Below are 16,533 nucleotides of genomic sequence, written 5' to 3' on the forward strand. Positions count from 1 at the left end.
GGGGGGCCTTCAACCAAGGCAACCAAGGCAAGGACCGAGAGATGAGCTTGTCCACCGCCCTTTCCAACGCGCTCTCGGGGCTGACTGCCTCTTCCCGGGCCGCTGCCGTCGTCTCCTCCAACATCTCCAACGCGATGACCGAGGGCTATGGCCCCCGGCAGCTGGAGGTTTCGGCGCGCACCAATGCGGGGGGCGGCGTCAATATCGACGGCATCACGCGCAGCATGGACGCGGCGCTGGTGGGCGATGCGCGCACCGCCATGTCGGGCCTGTCCTACCAGGACACGCTCTCGACCTACTACACGCGCATGGAAGACATCATGGGCACGCCCGAGGACAGCTATTCGCTGACCGGGCGGATCGCCACCTTCGAAAGCAGCCTGGTCACCGCGGCCTCGCGTCCCGACCTGCCCGAGCGGCTGACGGACGTGCTCTATTCCGCGCGGGACGTCGCCAGCGGGTTCGAGGAGGCCTCCGACACGATCCAGTCGCTGCGCATGCAGGCCGATTCAGAGATCGCCGCGGCAGTGGATCGCACCAATGAGCTGCTTCAGCAGGTGAAGGAGCTGAACGTGCAGATCACCACGGCGATCAACACCGGCTCGGATGCCAATGCGCTGATGGACCTGCGGCAATCCACCATCGACACCCTGTCCGAGATCATTCCGGTGACCGAGACCAGCCGCGATCACGGCGCCATCGCGCTGTTCACGCCGGGCGGTGCAATCCTGGTGGACGGCCAGGCCGCCGAGCTGGGCTTCACCCGCACCAACATGATCACCGCCAACATGACCCTGGACGCGGGGCTGCTGTCGGGGCTGACGATCAACGGGATCGAGATCGATACCGGCAATGCCTCGGGGGCCATCGGCGGTGGGCGGCTCGCTGCCCTGTTCGAGATCCGCGATGACCTGGCGGTCGAATCCCAGAGCCGGCTCGACACCGTGGCCCGCGACATGATCGAGCGCTTCCAGGACTCCGCCCTCGACACCACCCGGGCCTCCGGGGATGCCGGGCTGTTCACCGACGAGGGGGCGGTCTTCAGCGCCGCGGACGAGGTCGGCATTTCCGCCCGGATCGGGATCAACGCCATCGTCGACCCGGCCCAGGGCGGTGAGACCTGGCACCTGCGCGACGGCCTGGGTGCCACGGTGATCGGCAGTGTCGGCGATGCCTCGCTGCTGCAGGACATGGTGGCGGCGATGCAGGAGGCCAGGGTACCCTCTTCCTCGGCCTTCGGCAGCTCCGGCCTGTCGGCCTCGGCCCTGGCTGCCAGCCTGCAGAGCTTTGCCGGGACCGAGGCCAATGCCGCCGACAACCGGCTGGCCTTTGCCCAGGCCCGCCAGTCCGAGGTGAAGGAGCGGCTTCTGGCCGACGGGGTCGATACCGACGCCGAGATGCAGCGCCTTCTGGTGATCGAGCAGAACTACGCCGCCAACGCCCGCATCGTGCAGGTGGTGGACGAAATGCTGCAAATCCTGATGGAGATCTGAGCCATGACCATTACCTCGATTGGCGACCTCGCGCAGAGCTTCATGCTGCGCCAGCAGAGCACCGATCTGAAGACGCGGATGAACCAGCTGGTGCAGGAGTTCTCCTCCGGGCGCACCGCGGATGTCTCGCGGCACCTGTCGGGCAGCTATGCCTACCTGGCGGATGTGGAGCGCAGCCTGTCGCTGCTGCAGGGCTATGACACCGCCGCCTCCGAGGCGCTGACCTTCACCGACGCGATGCAGGCCGCGCTGGAGAATTTCCAGACTGTCGCCACCGGCCTCGGGCTGGATGCGCTGAGCGCCGGGAACGGGCGCCTGCCCGAGGCGATCCGCAACATTTCCCTCAGTGCGGGGGGCGAATTCTCGCTTCTGGTCAACACGATGAACAGTCAGGTCGGCGGGCGGGCGCTGTTTTCCGGCGTGGATACCGATACGCCGCCGCTGGTCTCGGGAGAGGAGATCCTGGACGAGTTGCGCACGGTCCTGTCCGGGACCAGCACGGTGGCGGATGTGCAGACGGCGCTCGACGCGTGGTTCGACACCTCCGGCGGCGGGTTCGAGACCTTCGCCTACCAGGGGGCGACGACCTCTCTGGTGCCGTTCCAGCTGGGCGAGGGAGAGTCGGTCGATCTCGACCTCAGGGCAGATGATACCGGGGTGCGGACACTGCTGAAATATGCCGCCATGGCGGCGCTGGCGGCCGATGCCACCCTGGGCTTCGATACCGATACCCAGGTGGAGCTGATGTTGACGGCCGGGGAAGGGCTCTCTTTCGAGCAGACCCGCCTGGTCGAGATACGGGCCAACCTCGGCTATGCGCAGAACCGGGCCGAGGACAGCCGGACCCGCATCTCGGCCGAGCGCACCAGCTACGAGATCGCCCGCACGGAACTCCTGTCGGTCGATCCCTACGAGGCCGCGACCCGGCTGGAGGATGTGCAGTTCCAGCTTGAGGCGCTCTATTCCGTGACGGTGAAGCTGTCGCGTCTGTCGCTGACCAATTACCTGTGATGGGTCTGCGGCTTCTCCTCGTGCTGTTGCTGGGCCTGTGCCTGGCGGGTGGCGGCGCCCAGGCCCAGCAGGTGCGCATCAAGGACCTGGTGGAATTCGACGGGGTGCGCGGCAACGACCTGGTGGGCTATGGTCTGGTCGTGGGGCTGAACGGCACCGGGGACGGGCTGCGCAACGCGCCCTTCACCGAAGAGATCATGTCCAACATCCTGGAACGCCTCGGGATCAACGTGACCGGAGAGCAGTTCCGCCCCAAGAATGTCGCCGCCGTCTTCGTCACCGCCGAGCTGCCGGCCTTTGCCCGGGCCGGGGGAACGATCGACGTGACGGTCTCGGCCATCGGGGATGCGAGTTCCCTTTTGGGGGGCACGCTGATCATGACGCCGCTGAACGCGGCGGACGGACAGATCTACGCGGTGGCCCAGGGCACGGTGATCGCCGGTGGCGCCTCGGCCCAGGGGGCGGCGGCGCAGGTGGTCCAGGGGGTGCCGACGGCGGGGGTGATCCCCTCGGGGGCCCGGGTCGAGCGCGAGGTGGCCTTCGAACTGGCGGGGATGAAGTCCATCCGGCTGGCGCTGCGGACCCCGGATTTCACCACCGCGGAACGGATCGAGACGGCGATCAACGGCACTTTCGGTCGCGGCGTGGCCCGCATGATGGATGCGGGCACGGTCAGGCTGGACATAGCGGGAACGCAGATGCCCTCGGCGGCCCATGCGCTTGGACGGATCGAGAACATTCTGATCGAGCCCCAGCGCAAGGCCCGGGTGGTGGTGGATCAGCGCTCCGGAACCATCGTGATGGGGGATGACGTGCGGATCAGCCGGGTGGCGGTCAGCCAGGGCAACCTGACGCTGCGGATCGAGGAGGCGCCGATCGTGGTGCAGCCCAACCCCTTCGCCGAGGGGCAGACCGTGGTGGTGCCGCGCTCCAAGGCCGATATCCAGGAAGAGCCGGGGATCGGCCTGGCCGAGGTGCCGACCGGAACCTCCCTGTCAGAGGTGGTGGCGGGGCTGAATGCGCTGGGGGTATCGCCGCGGGACATGATCGACATCCTGAAAAGCATAAAGGCCGCCGGGGCGCTGCATGCGGAGTTCATCGTGCGCTGATCGGTTGGCTTGGACAGGCAGGCATCTGACCCCGGGATGCGGAAATACGGTCGGATCCTTGGCTGGGTGGGCGCCGGAGCCGGGGTCGCGATGGATGCCGGGAGGCCCAGCGCCGGGACGCGGAAAGGCGGCCGGATCCCCGAGAGGGGGCAAGGGAGCCGGGCAACCCCTGTGACCGCGGCCTCGGTGGGAACGCAATGACCCACCGCAGGTCGGGGCAGGTCGAGCCCTCTGTCCATGGCATCGGGATCACGGATCTCCCGATTTGGGCTCGCCTGAGGGCAGAACGGTTCCCTCCGGAACGGGCAGGAGCTGTTGGTCCGGGCGAAAGCAAGATCGGGCTTGTCCCGGGGCGCGATCAAGGACCCTTTTCGAGAGCCGAGAGCCGAGAGCCGAGAGCCGAGAGGGGGCACCAGACAAAACGGGGCCGCGATGCTGCCCCGTTTCCTGTTCTTCCTGCCGGCGCTGGGCCGGATCCGTTCAGAAGGTCTGGTCGTAGGCGCCGACGCCGGGTTCCGTGCGGATGATGCCGTCAATCTCGTTGAAGATCGCGCGCATCTCTGCCTCGGACACGGCGCTTTCGCAGACCACCACCAGGTTCGGCGTGTTCGAAGAGGCGCGTACCAGCCCCCAGGAGCCGTTTTCCAGGACCACGCGGGCACCGTTGACGGTGACGACCTCCCGGATCGGCTGTCCGGCGAAGGGCCTGCCCGCCTCGGCCAGGGCGAGGATCTTCGCCACGATGCGCTCGAGGATCTGGTACTTGTCCTCGTCCGCCGCATGGGGGGCCATTGTGGGCGTGGAATAGGTCCTGGGCAGGGCCTTGCGCAGGTCCGACATCTTCTTTTCGGGGGTGCGGTCCATCAGCTTGCAGATCTCGAGCGCGATGCGCAGCCCGTCGTCGTAGCCCCTGCCGATCGGCGCCGCCAGGAAGTGGTGGCCGGATTTGTCGAAACCCGCCAGGGCGCCCAGCTCCTGCATGCGGCGCTTCATGTGGCTGTGGCCGGTCTTCCAGTAATCGACCCTGGCGCCGCCCGCGATCAGCACCGGATCGCTGGCGAAAAGACCGGTGGATTTCACATCCGCCACGAAGGTCGCTCCGGGATGGCGTCCGATCAGGTCGCGCGCCAGGATGACGCCCACCTTGTCGGCAAAGATCTCCTCTCCGGTGTCGTCGACCACGCCGCAGCGGTCGCCGTCACCGTCGAAGCCAAGCGCGAAATCCGCCCCCGATGCCCTGACCGAGGCCGACATGTCATGCAGCATTTCCATGGCCTCGGGGTTCGGGTTGTAGGCCGGGAAGGTGTAGTCGAGCGCGGTGTGCGAGGGCACGACCTCGACCCCGATCCGCTCCAGCAGGGCCGGGGCAAAGGCGCCTGCGGTGCCGTTGCCGGTGGCGCAGACCACCTTCAGCCTGCGGGTCATCCGGAAATCGCCGACCAGGTCGTCCATGTAGGCCTCCCACACGCCCTCGACGACTTCGAAAGAGCCGCCCGCGCGCGGCACGCCCCTGCCGTTCAGGACGATGTCCTTCAGCTCGGTCATCTCGTCCGGGCCATGGGTCAGCGGCATGGAGAACCCCATCTTCACGCCGGTCCAGCCGTTCGGATTGTGCGAGGCGGTGATCATCGCGATGGCCGGCACGCCCAGGTGAAAGGCGCTGAAATAGGCCATCGGCGTGATGCAGGGGCCGATGTCCTTCACCGCCACGCCGGCCTGCATCAGGCCCAGGACCAGGGCATTCTTGATGGCCAGCGCATAGTCCCGGTAATCGTTGCCGACGGCGATCACCGGGGCCACGCCGTGCCGGTGCATCTGGGTGCCAATGCCCAGGCCCAGGGCGGTCATGCCGGGCAGGTTGATCTCATCGGGGTATTTCCAGCGCACGTCGTATTCCCGGAACCCGGTGGGCTTGATCATCGGCTCGCGCAGGAACTCCCAGCTGTTGGGGGTGACGGTGGAAAGCGGTTTCTTCATCAGGAGAGGTCCGGGCAGGGGATCAATGAACGGCAGTCCCTCCGAGTGGTAGCCACAGTGGGCAAACCGTTCAATGCTGCCGGCGGCACGGACTTGCCGGAAATCCCCCCCCCCGCCGGGTTCGGGGCTTCCTGCCGATGCGTCGTTCCGGCGCGCGGGCGAATGGACAGGGCAGGGTCGCCCCCCTATATGCCTAGGAAAAGAGCGAAGGGGACAGGCGCATGGCGGAGAAATTCTTCGGAACCGATGGGGTTCGGGGGCTGGCGAACAGCTGGCCGATGACTGCCGATGTGGCGCTGCGCCTTGCCGCTGCGGCCGGGCGCTATTTCCGCCGCGACGCCAGCCTGGAACACCGCGTGGTGATCGGCAAGGACACCCGCCTGTCGGGCTACATGCTGGAAAACGCGCTGACCGCGGGCTTCACTTCGACCGGTATGAATGTCTTCCTGCTGGGCCCGGTGCCGACGCCCGCCATCGGCTACCTGACGCATTCCCTGCGCGCCGATGTCGGCGTGATGATTTCCGCCAGCCACAACCCGGCCCATGACAACGGCATCAAGTTCTTCGGCCCCGACGGCTTCAAGCTCTCGGACGAGGCCGAGGCCGAGATCGAGCGCCTGCTGAACGAGGGCGTGCCTCCTGCCCAGCCGCAGAACATCGGCCGCGCCCGCCGGTACGAGGACGCGGGCGGTCGCTACGTCGAATATGCCAAGAACTCCCTGCCGCGGTCGACCCGTCTGGACGGGCTGAGGGTGGTGCTGGATTGCGCCAACGGCGCCGCCTACAAGGTCGCCCCCCAGGTCCTTTGGGAACTGGGCGCCGAGGTGATCACCATCGGGGTGGAGCCCAACGGCTTCAACATCAACAAGGATTGCGGCTCGACCAGCCCCGGTGCGGCGGCCAAGCGCGTGCTGGAAACCCGGGCGGATCTGGGCATCTGCCTGGATGGCGATGCCGACCGGGTGATCCTGATCGACGAGACCGGACGCGTGGCCGACGGCGATCAGATCATGGGGCTGATCGCCAGCCGCTGGAAGGCCGAAGGCCGCCTGAAGGGCGATGCGCTGGTCGCCACGGTGATGTCGAACCTTGGGCTGGAACGCTGGCTGGAAGGGCAGGGCATCGGGCTGGAACGCACCGCCGTGGGTGATCGCTACGTGGTCGAGCGGATGCAGAAGAAGGGCTTCAACCTGGGCGGCGAACAGTCCGGCCATATCGTGATGACCGACCATGCCACCACCGGCGACGGGCTGCTGGCGGCGCTGCAGTTCCTGTCGGCTATGGTCGAGACGAAGCGGCCGGCTTCGGAGCTGGCGCAGGTCTTCCAGCCGGTGCCGCAGAAGCTGGTGAACGTGCGCTTTGCCGCCGGGAAGACGCCGCTCGACAGTGACGCGGTGCAATCGGCCATCGCGGCCAGCGAGGGCGATCTGGGCACTGCCGGGCGGCTGCTGATCCGCAAGTCCGGGACCGAGCCGCTGATCCGTGTCATGGGCGAGGCCGAGGACGAGGGCCTGCTGGACGCGGCCATCGACCGCGTCGTCCAGGCCGTGAAGGCCGAGGCCTAATCGGAGACCTTCAGCCCCGCGCGCGCCTCCCAGAGGTGGCGCGCGGTGGTTTCGGGCGCGGCGACCCCCAGCGTGTCGAGCGCCAGCGCCGCCGTGCCGATGACGATGGCCTCGGCGAAGGGATCGGCCCAGTCGCCGGACCAGAGCTGCGACAGCAGCGCCGCATCGGTCCAGCCCTGGTTCAGCTTGCCTGTTTCCTCCAGGATCGCGGGGGCCGTGCCCTCGTGCCACTCGCCGTTGCGCAGCCCGTAAAGGGCGATGGATTTCATCGGGTTGCGCTCGAACTCCCCGCCGCCGCCCTTGATTACGCTCAGCGCGCTCTGGCCCAGCAGCTTGCCGGCGTCAGCCTGCAATTCGCGGTAGGGCGGGTGGAAGACCCCCTGCACGCTGGCCGGTGCCTTGGCGGGGTTCAGCACCCGCAGCACGGTGTTCACGCAGGAGCGCAGGTTGAATTTCTCGCGCAGGCGCAGCAGCTCCAGCAGGCCCGGCTGGAAGGCTTCCAGCGGCAGATAGGCGATGCCCTGGCGTTCCAGCAGCTCTCCGGCATGGGGGACCGAGGTCGCGGCGGTGATCCCGGCATGGGGCAGGGCATCGCGGACCGAAGCCGCCTCGGCCATGTGGGCGGCGGAATTCCAGCCGTGGATCAGCACCGGGTGGCCAGCCCCGGCCACCAGCCGCGCGGCCAGCAGGAAGAAGGGCAGCCCGCGCGTCCGCCCGGCGGCATAGCTGGGCCAGTCGAGCGCGGGGGGCGCGATCTGCGGCAGGGTTTCGCGGGCGGCCTCGGCAAAGCCCGCGATCTCGTCCGGGACCTCGCCCTTCATGCGCAGCAGCATCAGGATCGCGCCGACCGCTTCGGGGTCGGCGCGGCCCGACAGGATCACCTCCATCACCTCCCGCGCCTCGTCCCGGGTCAGGGACCGCGACCGCCCCGGGCCACGGGCCAGGGTGCGGACATGCGGGGCGAGGAGGTGCGGGGTCTCGGTCATTCGGCGGCTTCTCTCCTTGGGATGCGGGCCAGAAGCTCGGCCAGTTCCGGCCGGCAGGACCCGCAATTGGTGCCTGCCCTCAAGGCTTGGCCGATCTGGTCCACCGAAACAAGGCCCTGTTCGGCGATGGCCGACAGGATCGTGTTCACGCCGACGCCGAAGCAGGCGCAGACCGTCGGGCCGGGATCGGGCATGTCGGCGCCGACGCGGCCCGACAGCGCATGGGGTGCCTCTTCGCCCGGCAGGCCCGCCAGATAGTCGCGCATCACCGCCACGGGTTCGGCGGCGGCAAAGAGCGCGGCCTTCAGCCGGCCCCCTTCGTGGAAGGCGATGCGGAAGCCGCCCCGGCGCGGGTCGGACACCACCTGCACCTCGCCGCCCTCGATCCCGAAAAGCGCGCGCGCCCAGGCTTCCCAGTCTGCGGGCGCCTCGGTGCAGGCGATCTCGGCGCGCCAGCCCTGGGCGGTTTTCGCCTGCGCCCAGTAGCGGGTTCCGGGCGTGAACCGTTCGGTTGCCACGGCGAAGGCGTAGAAGGCGGCGCGGAACGGTTGCACGTCGCAGACGGCGGCCTTGCTTTCCGGCTGACCCGAGACCGGATCGACCACGGGCGCGACCAGCGCGTCGATCCGGGCCGAAGGGGCGGTCTCTGCGGTCCAGTGCATCGGCGCGAAGACCTCTCCGGGCTGGACGCGGTCGGTGATCAGCGCGCGCAGGATGCCACGGCCCTGCGGGCTTGCGACCTGCACCAGAGCGGCGGGCGCCAGTTTCAGCCGGGCGGCATCCTCGGGGTGGATCTCGAGGAAGGGTTCGGCCAGATGCGAGGACAGTTTCGCCGATTTCGCCGTGCGGGTCATCGTGTGCCACTGGTCGCGGATCCGCCCGGTGTTCAGGCGGAACGGGTAGCGCGGCCCGGTCTGGGCAGCGGGTTCGCGGTGGTGCAGCGGCAGCATCCGCCCCTTGCCAGAAGGCGTGAAGAAGCGCCCGTCGGCAAAGAAGCGTCCGCCCTGGCGGCCATCGGTCACCGGCCAGCGGGTGGGTTTCATCTGGTCATAGGCGCTGTCGGTGATCCCCTTCAGGCCGGAGATGTCGAAATCCAGACCGAAGCCCCCGGCGATGCCCGACAGGGTGGCATATTCGCGGAAGATCTCTTCGGGGCCCTGGTAATCGAAGGCGTCGCGCCAGCCCATGCGGCGGGCGACCTCGGCCATGGCCCACCAGTCGGGGCGGGCCTCTCCGGGGGCGGGCAGCACCGCGCGCTGGCGCGAGATCGTCCGGTCCGAATTCGTCACGGTGCCCGATTTCTCGCCCCAGGCGGTGGCGGGCAGCAGCACGTCGGCCAGCCGCGCGGTATCCGTGCGGTCGGTCACATCCGAGACGACGACGAAATCGCAGCCCGCGATGGCGTCGCGCACCCGGTCCGCATCGGGCATGGACACGGCGGGGTTGGTGTGGATGATCCAGAGCGCCTTGATCCGCCCCTCGCCCACGGCGCGGAACATGTCGACGGCCTTCAGGCCGGGCTTTTCGGGCATGGCGGGGGCATCCCAGAACTGCCGGACCGCCTGGCGGTGATCAGGGTTCTCGATCTCCATGTGGCAGGCCAGCATGTTGGCCAGGCCGCCGACCTCGCGGCCACCCATGGCATTGGGCTGGCCGGTGACGCTGAACGGGCCGCAGCCCGGCTTGCCGATGCGCCCCGTCGCCAGGTGGCAGTTCAGGATCGCGTTGACCTTGTCGGCGCCGGAAGAGCTTTGGTTGACGCCCTGGCTGAACACGGTGACGACCTTCTCGGTGCCGACCCAGAGCTGGTAGAAGCGTTTCAGCAGCAGCGGATCCAGCCCGGTGACGGTCGGATCAGAGTCCGAGGCCGCGGCAATGGCCTCTTCGAAGCCGTCGATGTGGTCCAGGAACGGGCCGTCCACCGCGCCCATGTCGTAGATCGCCGACAGCAGGCCGTTGAACAGCGCCACGTCTGATCCGGGCCGCAGCGGCAGGTGCAGATCGGCGATGTCGCAGGTCGCAGTGCGGCGCGGGTCGATGACGACGATCTTCATCTCGGGCCGGGCTTCCTTGGCGGCGCGGATGCGCTGGAACAGCACCGGGTGGCACCAGGCGGTGTTCGAGCCGGTCAGCACGACCAGATCGGCCAGCTCCAGATCCTCGTAGGTGCCGGGCACGGTGTCGGTGCCGAAGGCGCGCCTGTGTCCCGCCACGGTCGAGGCCATGCAAAGCCTTGAGTTCGTGTCGATATTCGCCGTGCCAAGGTAGCCCTTGGTCAGCTTGTTGGCGATGTAATAATCCTCGGTCAGCAGTTGCCCCGAGACATAGAGCGCCACCGAATCCGGCCCGTGACGGGCCACGGTGTCGCGGAATTTCTCCGCCACCAGGTCAAGCGCCGTGTCCCAGTCCGCGCGCGCGCCCTTGATGACGGGATGGAGGAGACGGTCATCCAGACCGACCGTCTCGCCGAGGTTGGTGCCCTTGGAGCAGAGCCGCCCGCGGTTCGCGGGATGCTCCGGATCGCCGCGGACCGCCAGCCCGCCTGCCCCATCGGGGCGCAGAAGAACGCCGCAGCCGACGCCGCAATAGGCGCAGGTGGATCGGGTTTCAGGCAGGCTGGAGCCGTCCATCAGGCCGCACTCCTCTTGCCGACAGAGGCGCCATCCAGCAGCAGCCGGCCGCCCTCGATCTTCAGCGGGAAGGTCGGGATCTGGTGACCGTCGGTGCCCTCGCCGGTCTCAAGCGAGAAGACGGCGTTGTGCAGCGGGCAGGTGATCTTCTTGCCGTGCACGATGCCTTCCGACAGCGGGCCCTGCTTGTGCGGGCAGGTGTTGCCGATGGCATAGGCCTCGGTTTCGCTGCTGCGCACGATGGCGACGCAGCCCACGGGGGTCTTCACCACGCGCGAGCCCCGGACGGGGATGTCGTTCAGGTGTCCGATATCGATCCAGCTCATTCTGCGGCCTCCAGGGTGATGTCTGCCAGGGGTTGGTACTGCTCGGAGTGGTTCTTGACGTGATCCGCCCAGGGATCCTTGCGGTAGACGCTTTGCGAGATCTCGAAGCGTTCGTTCAGGGCAGCGCGTTCCTCGGCGTTCGACAGGGTGTCCTTGACCCAGTCGAGACCGACCTTGGCGACCCATTTGTAGGGCCGGTCGAGGTACTTGGCGTTCTCGCGGTAAAGCTGCATGAAGGCGGCGATCCACTCGATCGCTTCCGCTTCGGTCTTCGCGTCGATCAGCCGTTCGGTTTCCTTCACATCCATGCCGGCGGCGCCCGCGACCCCGATCTGGTAGCCGCTGTCGACGCAGACCACGCCGATGTCCTTGCAGGTGGCCTCGGCGCAGTTGCGCGGGCAGCCCGAGACGCCCAGCTTGACCTTGTGCGGCGTCCAGGAGCCCCAGAGCTTCTTCTCCAGCTGGATGCCGAGGCCCGAGCTGTCCTGCGTGCCGAAGCGGCAGAACTCCTTGCCGACGCAGGTCTTCACCGTGCGCAGACCCTTGGAATAGGCGTGACCCGAGACCATGCCGGCCGCGTTCAGGTCATCCCAGATCGCCGTCAGGTCCTCTTTCTTGACGCCCAGAAGGTCGATGCGCTGACCGCCGGTGACATGCAGCTTGGCGCCGTATTTCTCGGAAGCATCTGCAATGGCGCGCAGCTCGTCGGGGGTGGTCATGCCGCCCCACATCCGCGGCACGACCGAATAGGTGCCGTCCTTCTGGATGTTGGCATGGCGACGCTCGTTGACGAAGCGCGATTGCAGGTTGTCCTGATATTCCAGCGGCCAGTCGGCCAGCAGGTAGTAGTTCACCGCCGGGCGGCAGACATGGCAGCCGTTCGCGGTTTTCCAGCCCAGTTCCTGCCAGACGGCGGCTTCGGATTTCAGCGCCTTGGCCTTGATCAGGCGGCGGATGTCTTCGTGGGTATGGTCCGAGCAGCCGCAGATCGACTGTGCCGCGGGGATGACGAAATCATCGCCCAGCGTCACCGCCATGACCTGTTCCACCAGTCCCGTGCAGGTCCCGCAGGAGGCCGAGGCCTTGGTCGTGGCACGAACATCCGCAAGCGTATGGGCGCCGTTCTTCACCGCGTTGACGATGGTGCTCTTGCAAATGCCGTTGCAGCCGCAGATTTCCGCATCATCCGGCAAGGCTGCAACGGCTGCCAAAGGGTCCCCGGAGGCACCTCCCTGGAAGGCCGGGCCAAAGATCAGCGTGTCGCGGATGTCCGAGACATCGGTGCCGTCCTTCATCATGCCGAAGAACCAGTTGCCGTCGGCGGTGTCGCCATACATCACGGCGCCAAGGATCTTGTTGTCCTTCAGCACGATGCGCTTGTAGACGCCGCGCGCGGGATCGCGGAAGACGATGTCCTCGCGGTCCTCGCCCTCGGCGAAATCCCCGGCGCTGAACAGGTCGCAGCCCGTGACCTTCAGCTTGGTCGACACGTCGCGGTGCACATAGCCCGCCGCTTCGCCCACCAGCGTCTTCGCGGCAACCTTGGCCTGGTCGTAGATCGGCGCGACGAGGCCGAACAGCATCCCGTCCAGTTCCACGCATTCGCCAAGCGCCAGAATGTCGGGATCCGAGGTCTGCATCGTCGCATCGACATGGATCGCGCGACCGGTGGCCAGGCCGGCCTCTTTCGCCAGCGCGACGTTCGGGCGGATGCCCACGGCCATCACCAGCAGGTCGCAGGGCAGCACGGTGCCGTTGTCCAGCTCAAGCCCCGTGACCTTGCCGTTTTCCCCGAGGATCTGCTTGGAGTTGGTCGCGCACAGCACCTTGATGCCACGGCCCACCAGCTCCTTGCGCAGCAGGTAGCCGGCGCTTTCGTCAAGCTGGCGCTCCATCAGGTGGCCCATGATGTGCACGACGGTGGTGTCGACGCCCTGCGCGTGCAGGCCAGCGGCGGCTTCCAGACCCAGCAGGCCGCCCCCGATGACGACGGCGGAGGACCCTTCGGTCTTGCCCAGCTCCATCATGCGGTAGGTGTCTTCAAGGTCGCGATAGGCGATCACGCCCTCCAGGTCATGACCCGGCAGCGGGATGATGAACGGGTTCGACCCCGTCGCGATCACCAGCTTGTCGTAGGGCAGGACGTCGCCGTTCTCGGCGGTGACGGTCTTGGCCGCGCGGTCGATCGCCACGACCTTCTCGCCGAAGCGGGTGGTCACGCCCTGGTCGTCGTACCACTGGGCATTGTGGGTCTCGATCTGCTCGTAGGTCTTCTCGCCCGAGAGGACGGGAGAGAGCATGATGCGGTTGTAGGTCCCGCGCGGTTCTGCGTTGAAGAGCGTGACATCCCAGTCGCCGCCCTGCTCGAAAAGATGCTCCAGCATCCGCCCGGAGGCCATGCCGGCACCGATCACAATCAGCTTCTGTGCCATGGGTCTGATCCTTCGTAGGGTCTTGTTGCGGTAACGGCAGGAGAGCTGCCGGGAGGGGGAGGCGGCCTTACTCGGCCGCGATCTTCGTCGGAGCCGCGGCCTTCGCCTTGGGCTTCGCGCCATGTTCGTACTCTTCGAGGAAATCGAGCACTTCCTGGCGGTAGTGGTAGTAATCGGGGTGGTCGAGCAGCGCCTTGCGGGTGCGCGGACGGGGCAGGTTCACATCGGTGATCTTGCCGATGGTGGCCTGCGGGCCGTTGGTCATCATCACCACGCGGTCGGCCAGCAGGATCGCTTCGTCGACGTCATGGGTGACGCAGATCGCGGTGACCTTGGTGCGCGACCAGACCTCCATCAGCACTTCCTGAAGCTCCCAGCGGGTCAGGCTGTCGAGCATCCCGAAGGGCTCGTCCAGCAGCAGCAGCTTGGGGCTGAGGGCGAAGGCGCGGGCGATGCCGACGCGCTGCTTCATGCCGTTGGACATGGAATGCGCCGGACGGTCCATCGCATCGCCCAGACCGACGCGCTCCAGGTAGTATTCCACCACGTCCTGACGTTCGGCACGGCTGGCCTTGGGATAGACCCGGTCGACCCCGATGGCGACGTTCTCCTTGGCGGACAGCCAGGGGAAGAGGTTCGGCGCCTGGAAGACCACGGCGCGTTCCGGATCGGCGCCTTCGACGTCGTAGCCATCTAGCTTGATCACGCCCTTGGAGATCGCGTTCAGACCGGCGGTCATGGTCAGCACGGTGGACTTGCCGCAGCCTGAATGGCCGATCAGCGAGATGAATTCGCCGCGATCCATCTTCAGGTTGAAATCCTCGACCACGGTCAGCGGACCCTTGGGCGTGGGGTAGATCTTGTGCAGCTTCTCGAAGGACAGGAAACGGTTGTCCAGCATTCCCTTCTGCGCGTCGCTGACGGCTTTGGGCAGGTTGTCGTGGGTATGGATCGCCTCGACATTCGGTAGCGTACGGTTGCCGTCGGACTTGGCCTCGATCCCCGCGTCCATCAGGTAATTGGTGACCTTTGCGCGCAGCGCCTTGAAAGTGTCGTCGGTGTTCATCGCCGAGCGGTCCCGGGGGCGGGGCATCTCGACGCGGAATTCCTCGCCCAGGGTGCCGTCGGGGTTCAGCGCAATGATGCGGTCGGCCAGCAGGATGGCCTCGTCCACGTCGTTGGTGATCAGCACGCAGGTCTTCTTGTCGGCGTTCCAGATCGCCTCGATCTCGTCCCCGAGGTTGGCGCGGGTCAGCGCGTCGAGCGCCGAGAGCGGCTCGTCCAGCAGCAGCACCTCTGGGTTCATGGCCAGCGCCCGGGCGACGTTGACGCGCTGGCGCATCCCGCCCGAAAGCTCTGCCGGACGGCGCGAGGCGGCGTGGCTGAGGCCCACCATCTTGATGTATTTCGCGACGGTCTGCGCCTTCTCGACGCGGCCCATCTGCGGGAAGCAGCTATCGAGGGCGAGCTGCACGTTGCCGGCCACGGTCAGCCAGGGCATCAGCGAGTAGTTCTGGAAGATCACGCCGCGCTCGGGGCCGGGGCCCTCGATGCGCTTGCCGCGAAAGCTGACCTGGCCCCTGGTCGGGAATTCGAGGCCCGCCATCAGGTTGATCAGGGTGGTCTTGCCGGTGCCGGAGAAGCCCAGGAGGACGAGGAATTCGCCCTCATGGACCGTCAGGTTGATGTCCTTGAGGACATGGGTGGCCTCGGTGCCTTCGCCGAAGCTTTTCGAAACGTTCTGGAAGTCGATGACGGCCATGGGGATCACCGGTTGTTCGAGAAGGTGAAGAGGGATTGCAGGGCGAACATCACGCGATCGAGCAGGAAGCCGATGATGCCGATGGTGAAGACCGCGACCATGATCTTGGCGAGCGAGGAGGAAGAGCCGTTCTGGAATTCATCCCAGACGAATTTTCCGAGGCCGGGGTTCTGGGCCAGCATCTCGGCGGCGATCAGCACCATCCAGCCCACACCCAGCGACAGGCGCAGCCCGGTGAAGATCAGCGGCAGGGCCGAGGGAAGCACCAGCTTGGTGATCTTCTGCCAGGTGCCCATCTTGAGGACCCGGGAGACCGAGATCAGGTCCTTGTCGATGGAGGCCACGCCAAGCGCGGTGTTGATCAGCGTCGGCCAGAGCGAGCAGAGCGTCACGGTGATGGCCGAGACCAGGAAGGATTTCGCGAACAGGCCGTCGTTGGTGGTGTAGACCGCCGAGACGACCATGGTGACGATGGGCAGCCAGGCCAGCGGCGAGACCGGTTTGAAGATCTGGATGATCGGGTTCAGCGCAGCGTTCGCGGTGACGGAAAGACCGGCGGCGATGCCAAGGGGGATGGCGACGACAGAGGCGACAAGGAAGCCGAAGAACACCGTCTTGATTGAGGTCCAGATCTGTTCGTAGTAGCTGGGCGCGCCGGTATAGGGGATGGTCTTCACCTGGTCGGCCTTGCCGGCGGCGATCAGGCGTTCGTTGCGGGCCTCGACGCGTTCCTCGAACTTCTGCTTGTCGGCGGCGGTGCGCAGGGCGCTTTCATGCAGGCTGACGGCCTCTTCCCAGACCTGGGCGGGGCCGGGCACGGCGCCGAGCGAGGTCTGGACCTTCGGCGCCAGGGTGCCCCAGAGCAGCAGGAAGCAGGCGATGGCCAGCAGCGGCACGCCGAGCAGACGCCAGACGTCCTTCATCTGGGCCTTGGGGTTGTCGCCGGCCAGCGCCTTCAGGATCGGGGTGATCCAGGCCAGGCCGAGGACGCGGAACCACTTGTCCGCGGTGTTGATGGTGGTGAAGAGCTTTGCGCGGCGCGCTTCGCGGGCCTCTGCGCGTGCAAAATCGGGATCGACGGTGGTCATTGTCAACTCTCTGATCTGACGGGCGGAACCCGCATTATCCGTGAAAAGCCGGGACGACGGGGACGCTCGCGCCTTCGGCGCATCGCCCCACCCGCCGTCCCGTCAGGCTGGAAGAGGGAAACAGGCAGTCCTCTGGAGGGGGAACTGCGGTACT

General features: G+C 67.0%; 11 protein-coding genes. 4 read left to right on the plus strand and 7 right to left on the minus strand.

Features of this window, described 5'->3' with window-relative positions; all coding sequences use genetic code 11:
• The first annotated feature begins 41 nt into the window (after positions 1-41).
• From flgK to KM176_RS18225, 3 genes are read left to right on the plus strand one after another with little or no spacing between them, the layout of a single operon-like run.
• Positions 42-1,493 (plus strand): flagellar hook-associated protein FlgK, encoded by a 1,452-nt coding sequence (gene flgK, locus KM176_RS18215; RefSeq protein ID WP_160896167.1) that lies wholly within the window; start codon positions 42-44, stop codon positions 1,491-1,493.
• A gap of 3 nt (positions 1,494-1,496) precedes the next feature.
• Positions 1,497-2,504, plus strand: coding sequence for a flagellin (locus tag KM176_RS18220; RefSeq protein ID WP_160896168.1), 1,008 nt, complete (start codon positions 1,497-1,499; stop codon positions 2,502-2,504).
• The gene (locus tag KM176_RS18225) at positions 2,504-3,613 is read left to right on the plus strand and encodes a flagellar basal body P-ring protein FlgI (RefSeq protein ID WP_160896169.1); all 1,110 of its coding nucleotides are present in this window, start codon (positions 2,504-2,506) and stop codon (positions 3,611-3,613) included. The genes KM176_RS18220 and KM176_RS18225 overlap by 1 nt, the downstream gene beginning before the upstream one ends.
• A 480-nt stretch (positions 3,614-4,093) precedes the next feature.
• Here KM176_RS18225 and KM176_RS18230 read toward each other — a convergent pair whose 3' ends face one another.
• Positions 4,094-5,590: a phosphomannomutase/phosphoglucomutase gene (locus KM176_RS18230; protein ID WP_160896170.1), complete on the minus strand. Its 1,497-nt coding sequence runs from the start codon at positions 5,588-5,590 to the stop codon at positions 4,094-4,096.
• Positions 5,591-5,811: 221 nt separating this feature from the next.
• Between KM176_RS18230 and glmM the strand changes: the two genes are divergently transcribed.
• Positions 5,812-7,155, plus strand: a complete 1,344-nt coding sequence (gene glmM / locus KM176_RS18235) for a phosphoglucosamine mutase (protein ID WP_160896171.1) — start codon at positions 5,812-5,814, stop codon at positions 7,153-7,155.
• Here the strand turns inward: glmM and KM176_RS18240 are convergent.
• From KM176_RS18240 to KM176_RS18265, 6 genes are all read right to left on the minus strand, one after another.
• Complete coding sequence (locus tag KM176_RS18240) at positions 7,152-8,141, minus strand: glycosyl transferase family protein (RefSeq protein ID WP_160896172.1); 990 nt, start codon at positions 8,139-8,141, stop codon at positions 7,152-7,154. The two genes, glmM and KM176_RS18240, sit on opposite strands and share 4 nt — an antisense overlap.
• Complete coding sequence (locus KM176_RS18245) at positions 8,138-10,771, minus strand: nitrate reductase (RefSeq protein WP_160896173.1); 2,634 nt, start codon at positions 10,769-10,771, stop codon at positions 8,138-8,140. The genes KM176_RS18240 and KM176_RS18245 overlap by 4 nt, the downstream gene beginning before the upstream one ends.
• Positions 10,771-11,097 (minus strand): nitrite reductase small subunit NirD, encoded by a 327-nt coding sequence (gene nirD, locus KM176_RS18250; protein ID WP_160896174.1) that lies wholly within the window; start codon positions 11,095-11,097, stop codon positions 10,771-10,773. The genes KM176_RS18245 and nirD overlap by 1 nt, the downstream gene beginning before the upstream one ends.
• Positions 11,094-13,529: a nitrite reductase large subunit NirB gene (gene nirB / locus KM176_RS18255; protein ID WP_160896175.1), complete on the minus strand. Its 2,436-nt coding sequence runs from the start codon at positions 13,527-13,529 to the stop codon at positions 11,094-11,096. The genes nirD and nirB overlap by 4 nt, the downstream gene beginning before the upstream one ends.
• A 67-nt stretch (positions 13,530-13,596) precedes the next feature.
• On the minus strand, positions 13,597-15,291 hold the full coding sequence (locus KM176_RS18260) for an ABC transporter ATP-binding protein (RefSeq protein WP_160896176.1): 1,695 nt from the start codon (positions 15,289-15,291) through the stop codon (positions 13,597-13,599).
• Between the two features lie 5 nt (positions 15,292-15,296).
• Positions 15,297-16,379, minus strand: coding sequence for an ABC transporter permease (locus KM176_RS18265; protein ID WP_160896177.1), 1,083 nt, complete (start codon positions 16,377-16,379; stop codon positions 15,297-15,299).
• Positions 16,380-16,533 lie beyond the last annotated feature (154 nt).

This window comes from Pseudooceanicola endophyticus (genome assembly GCF_018760365.1).
GTDB lineage: Bacteria > Pseudomonadota > Alphaproteobacteria > Rhodobacterales > Rhodobacteraceae > Pseudooceanicola > Pseudooceanicola endophyticus.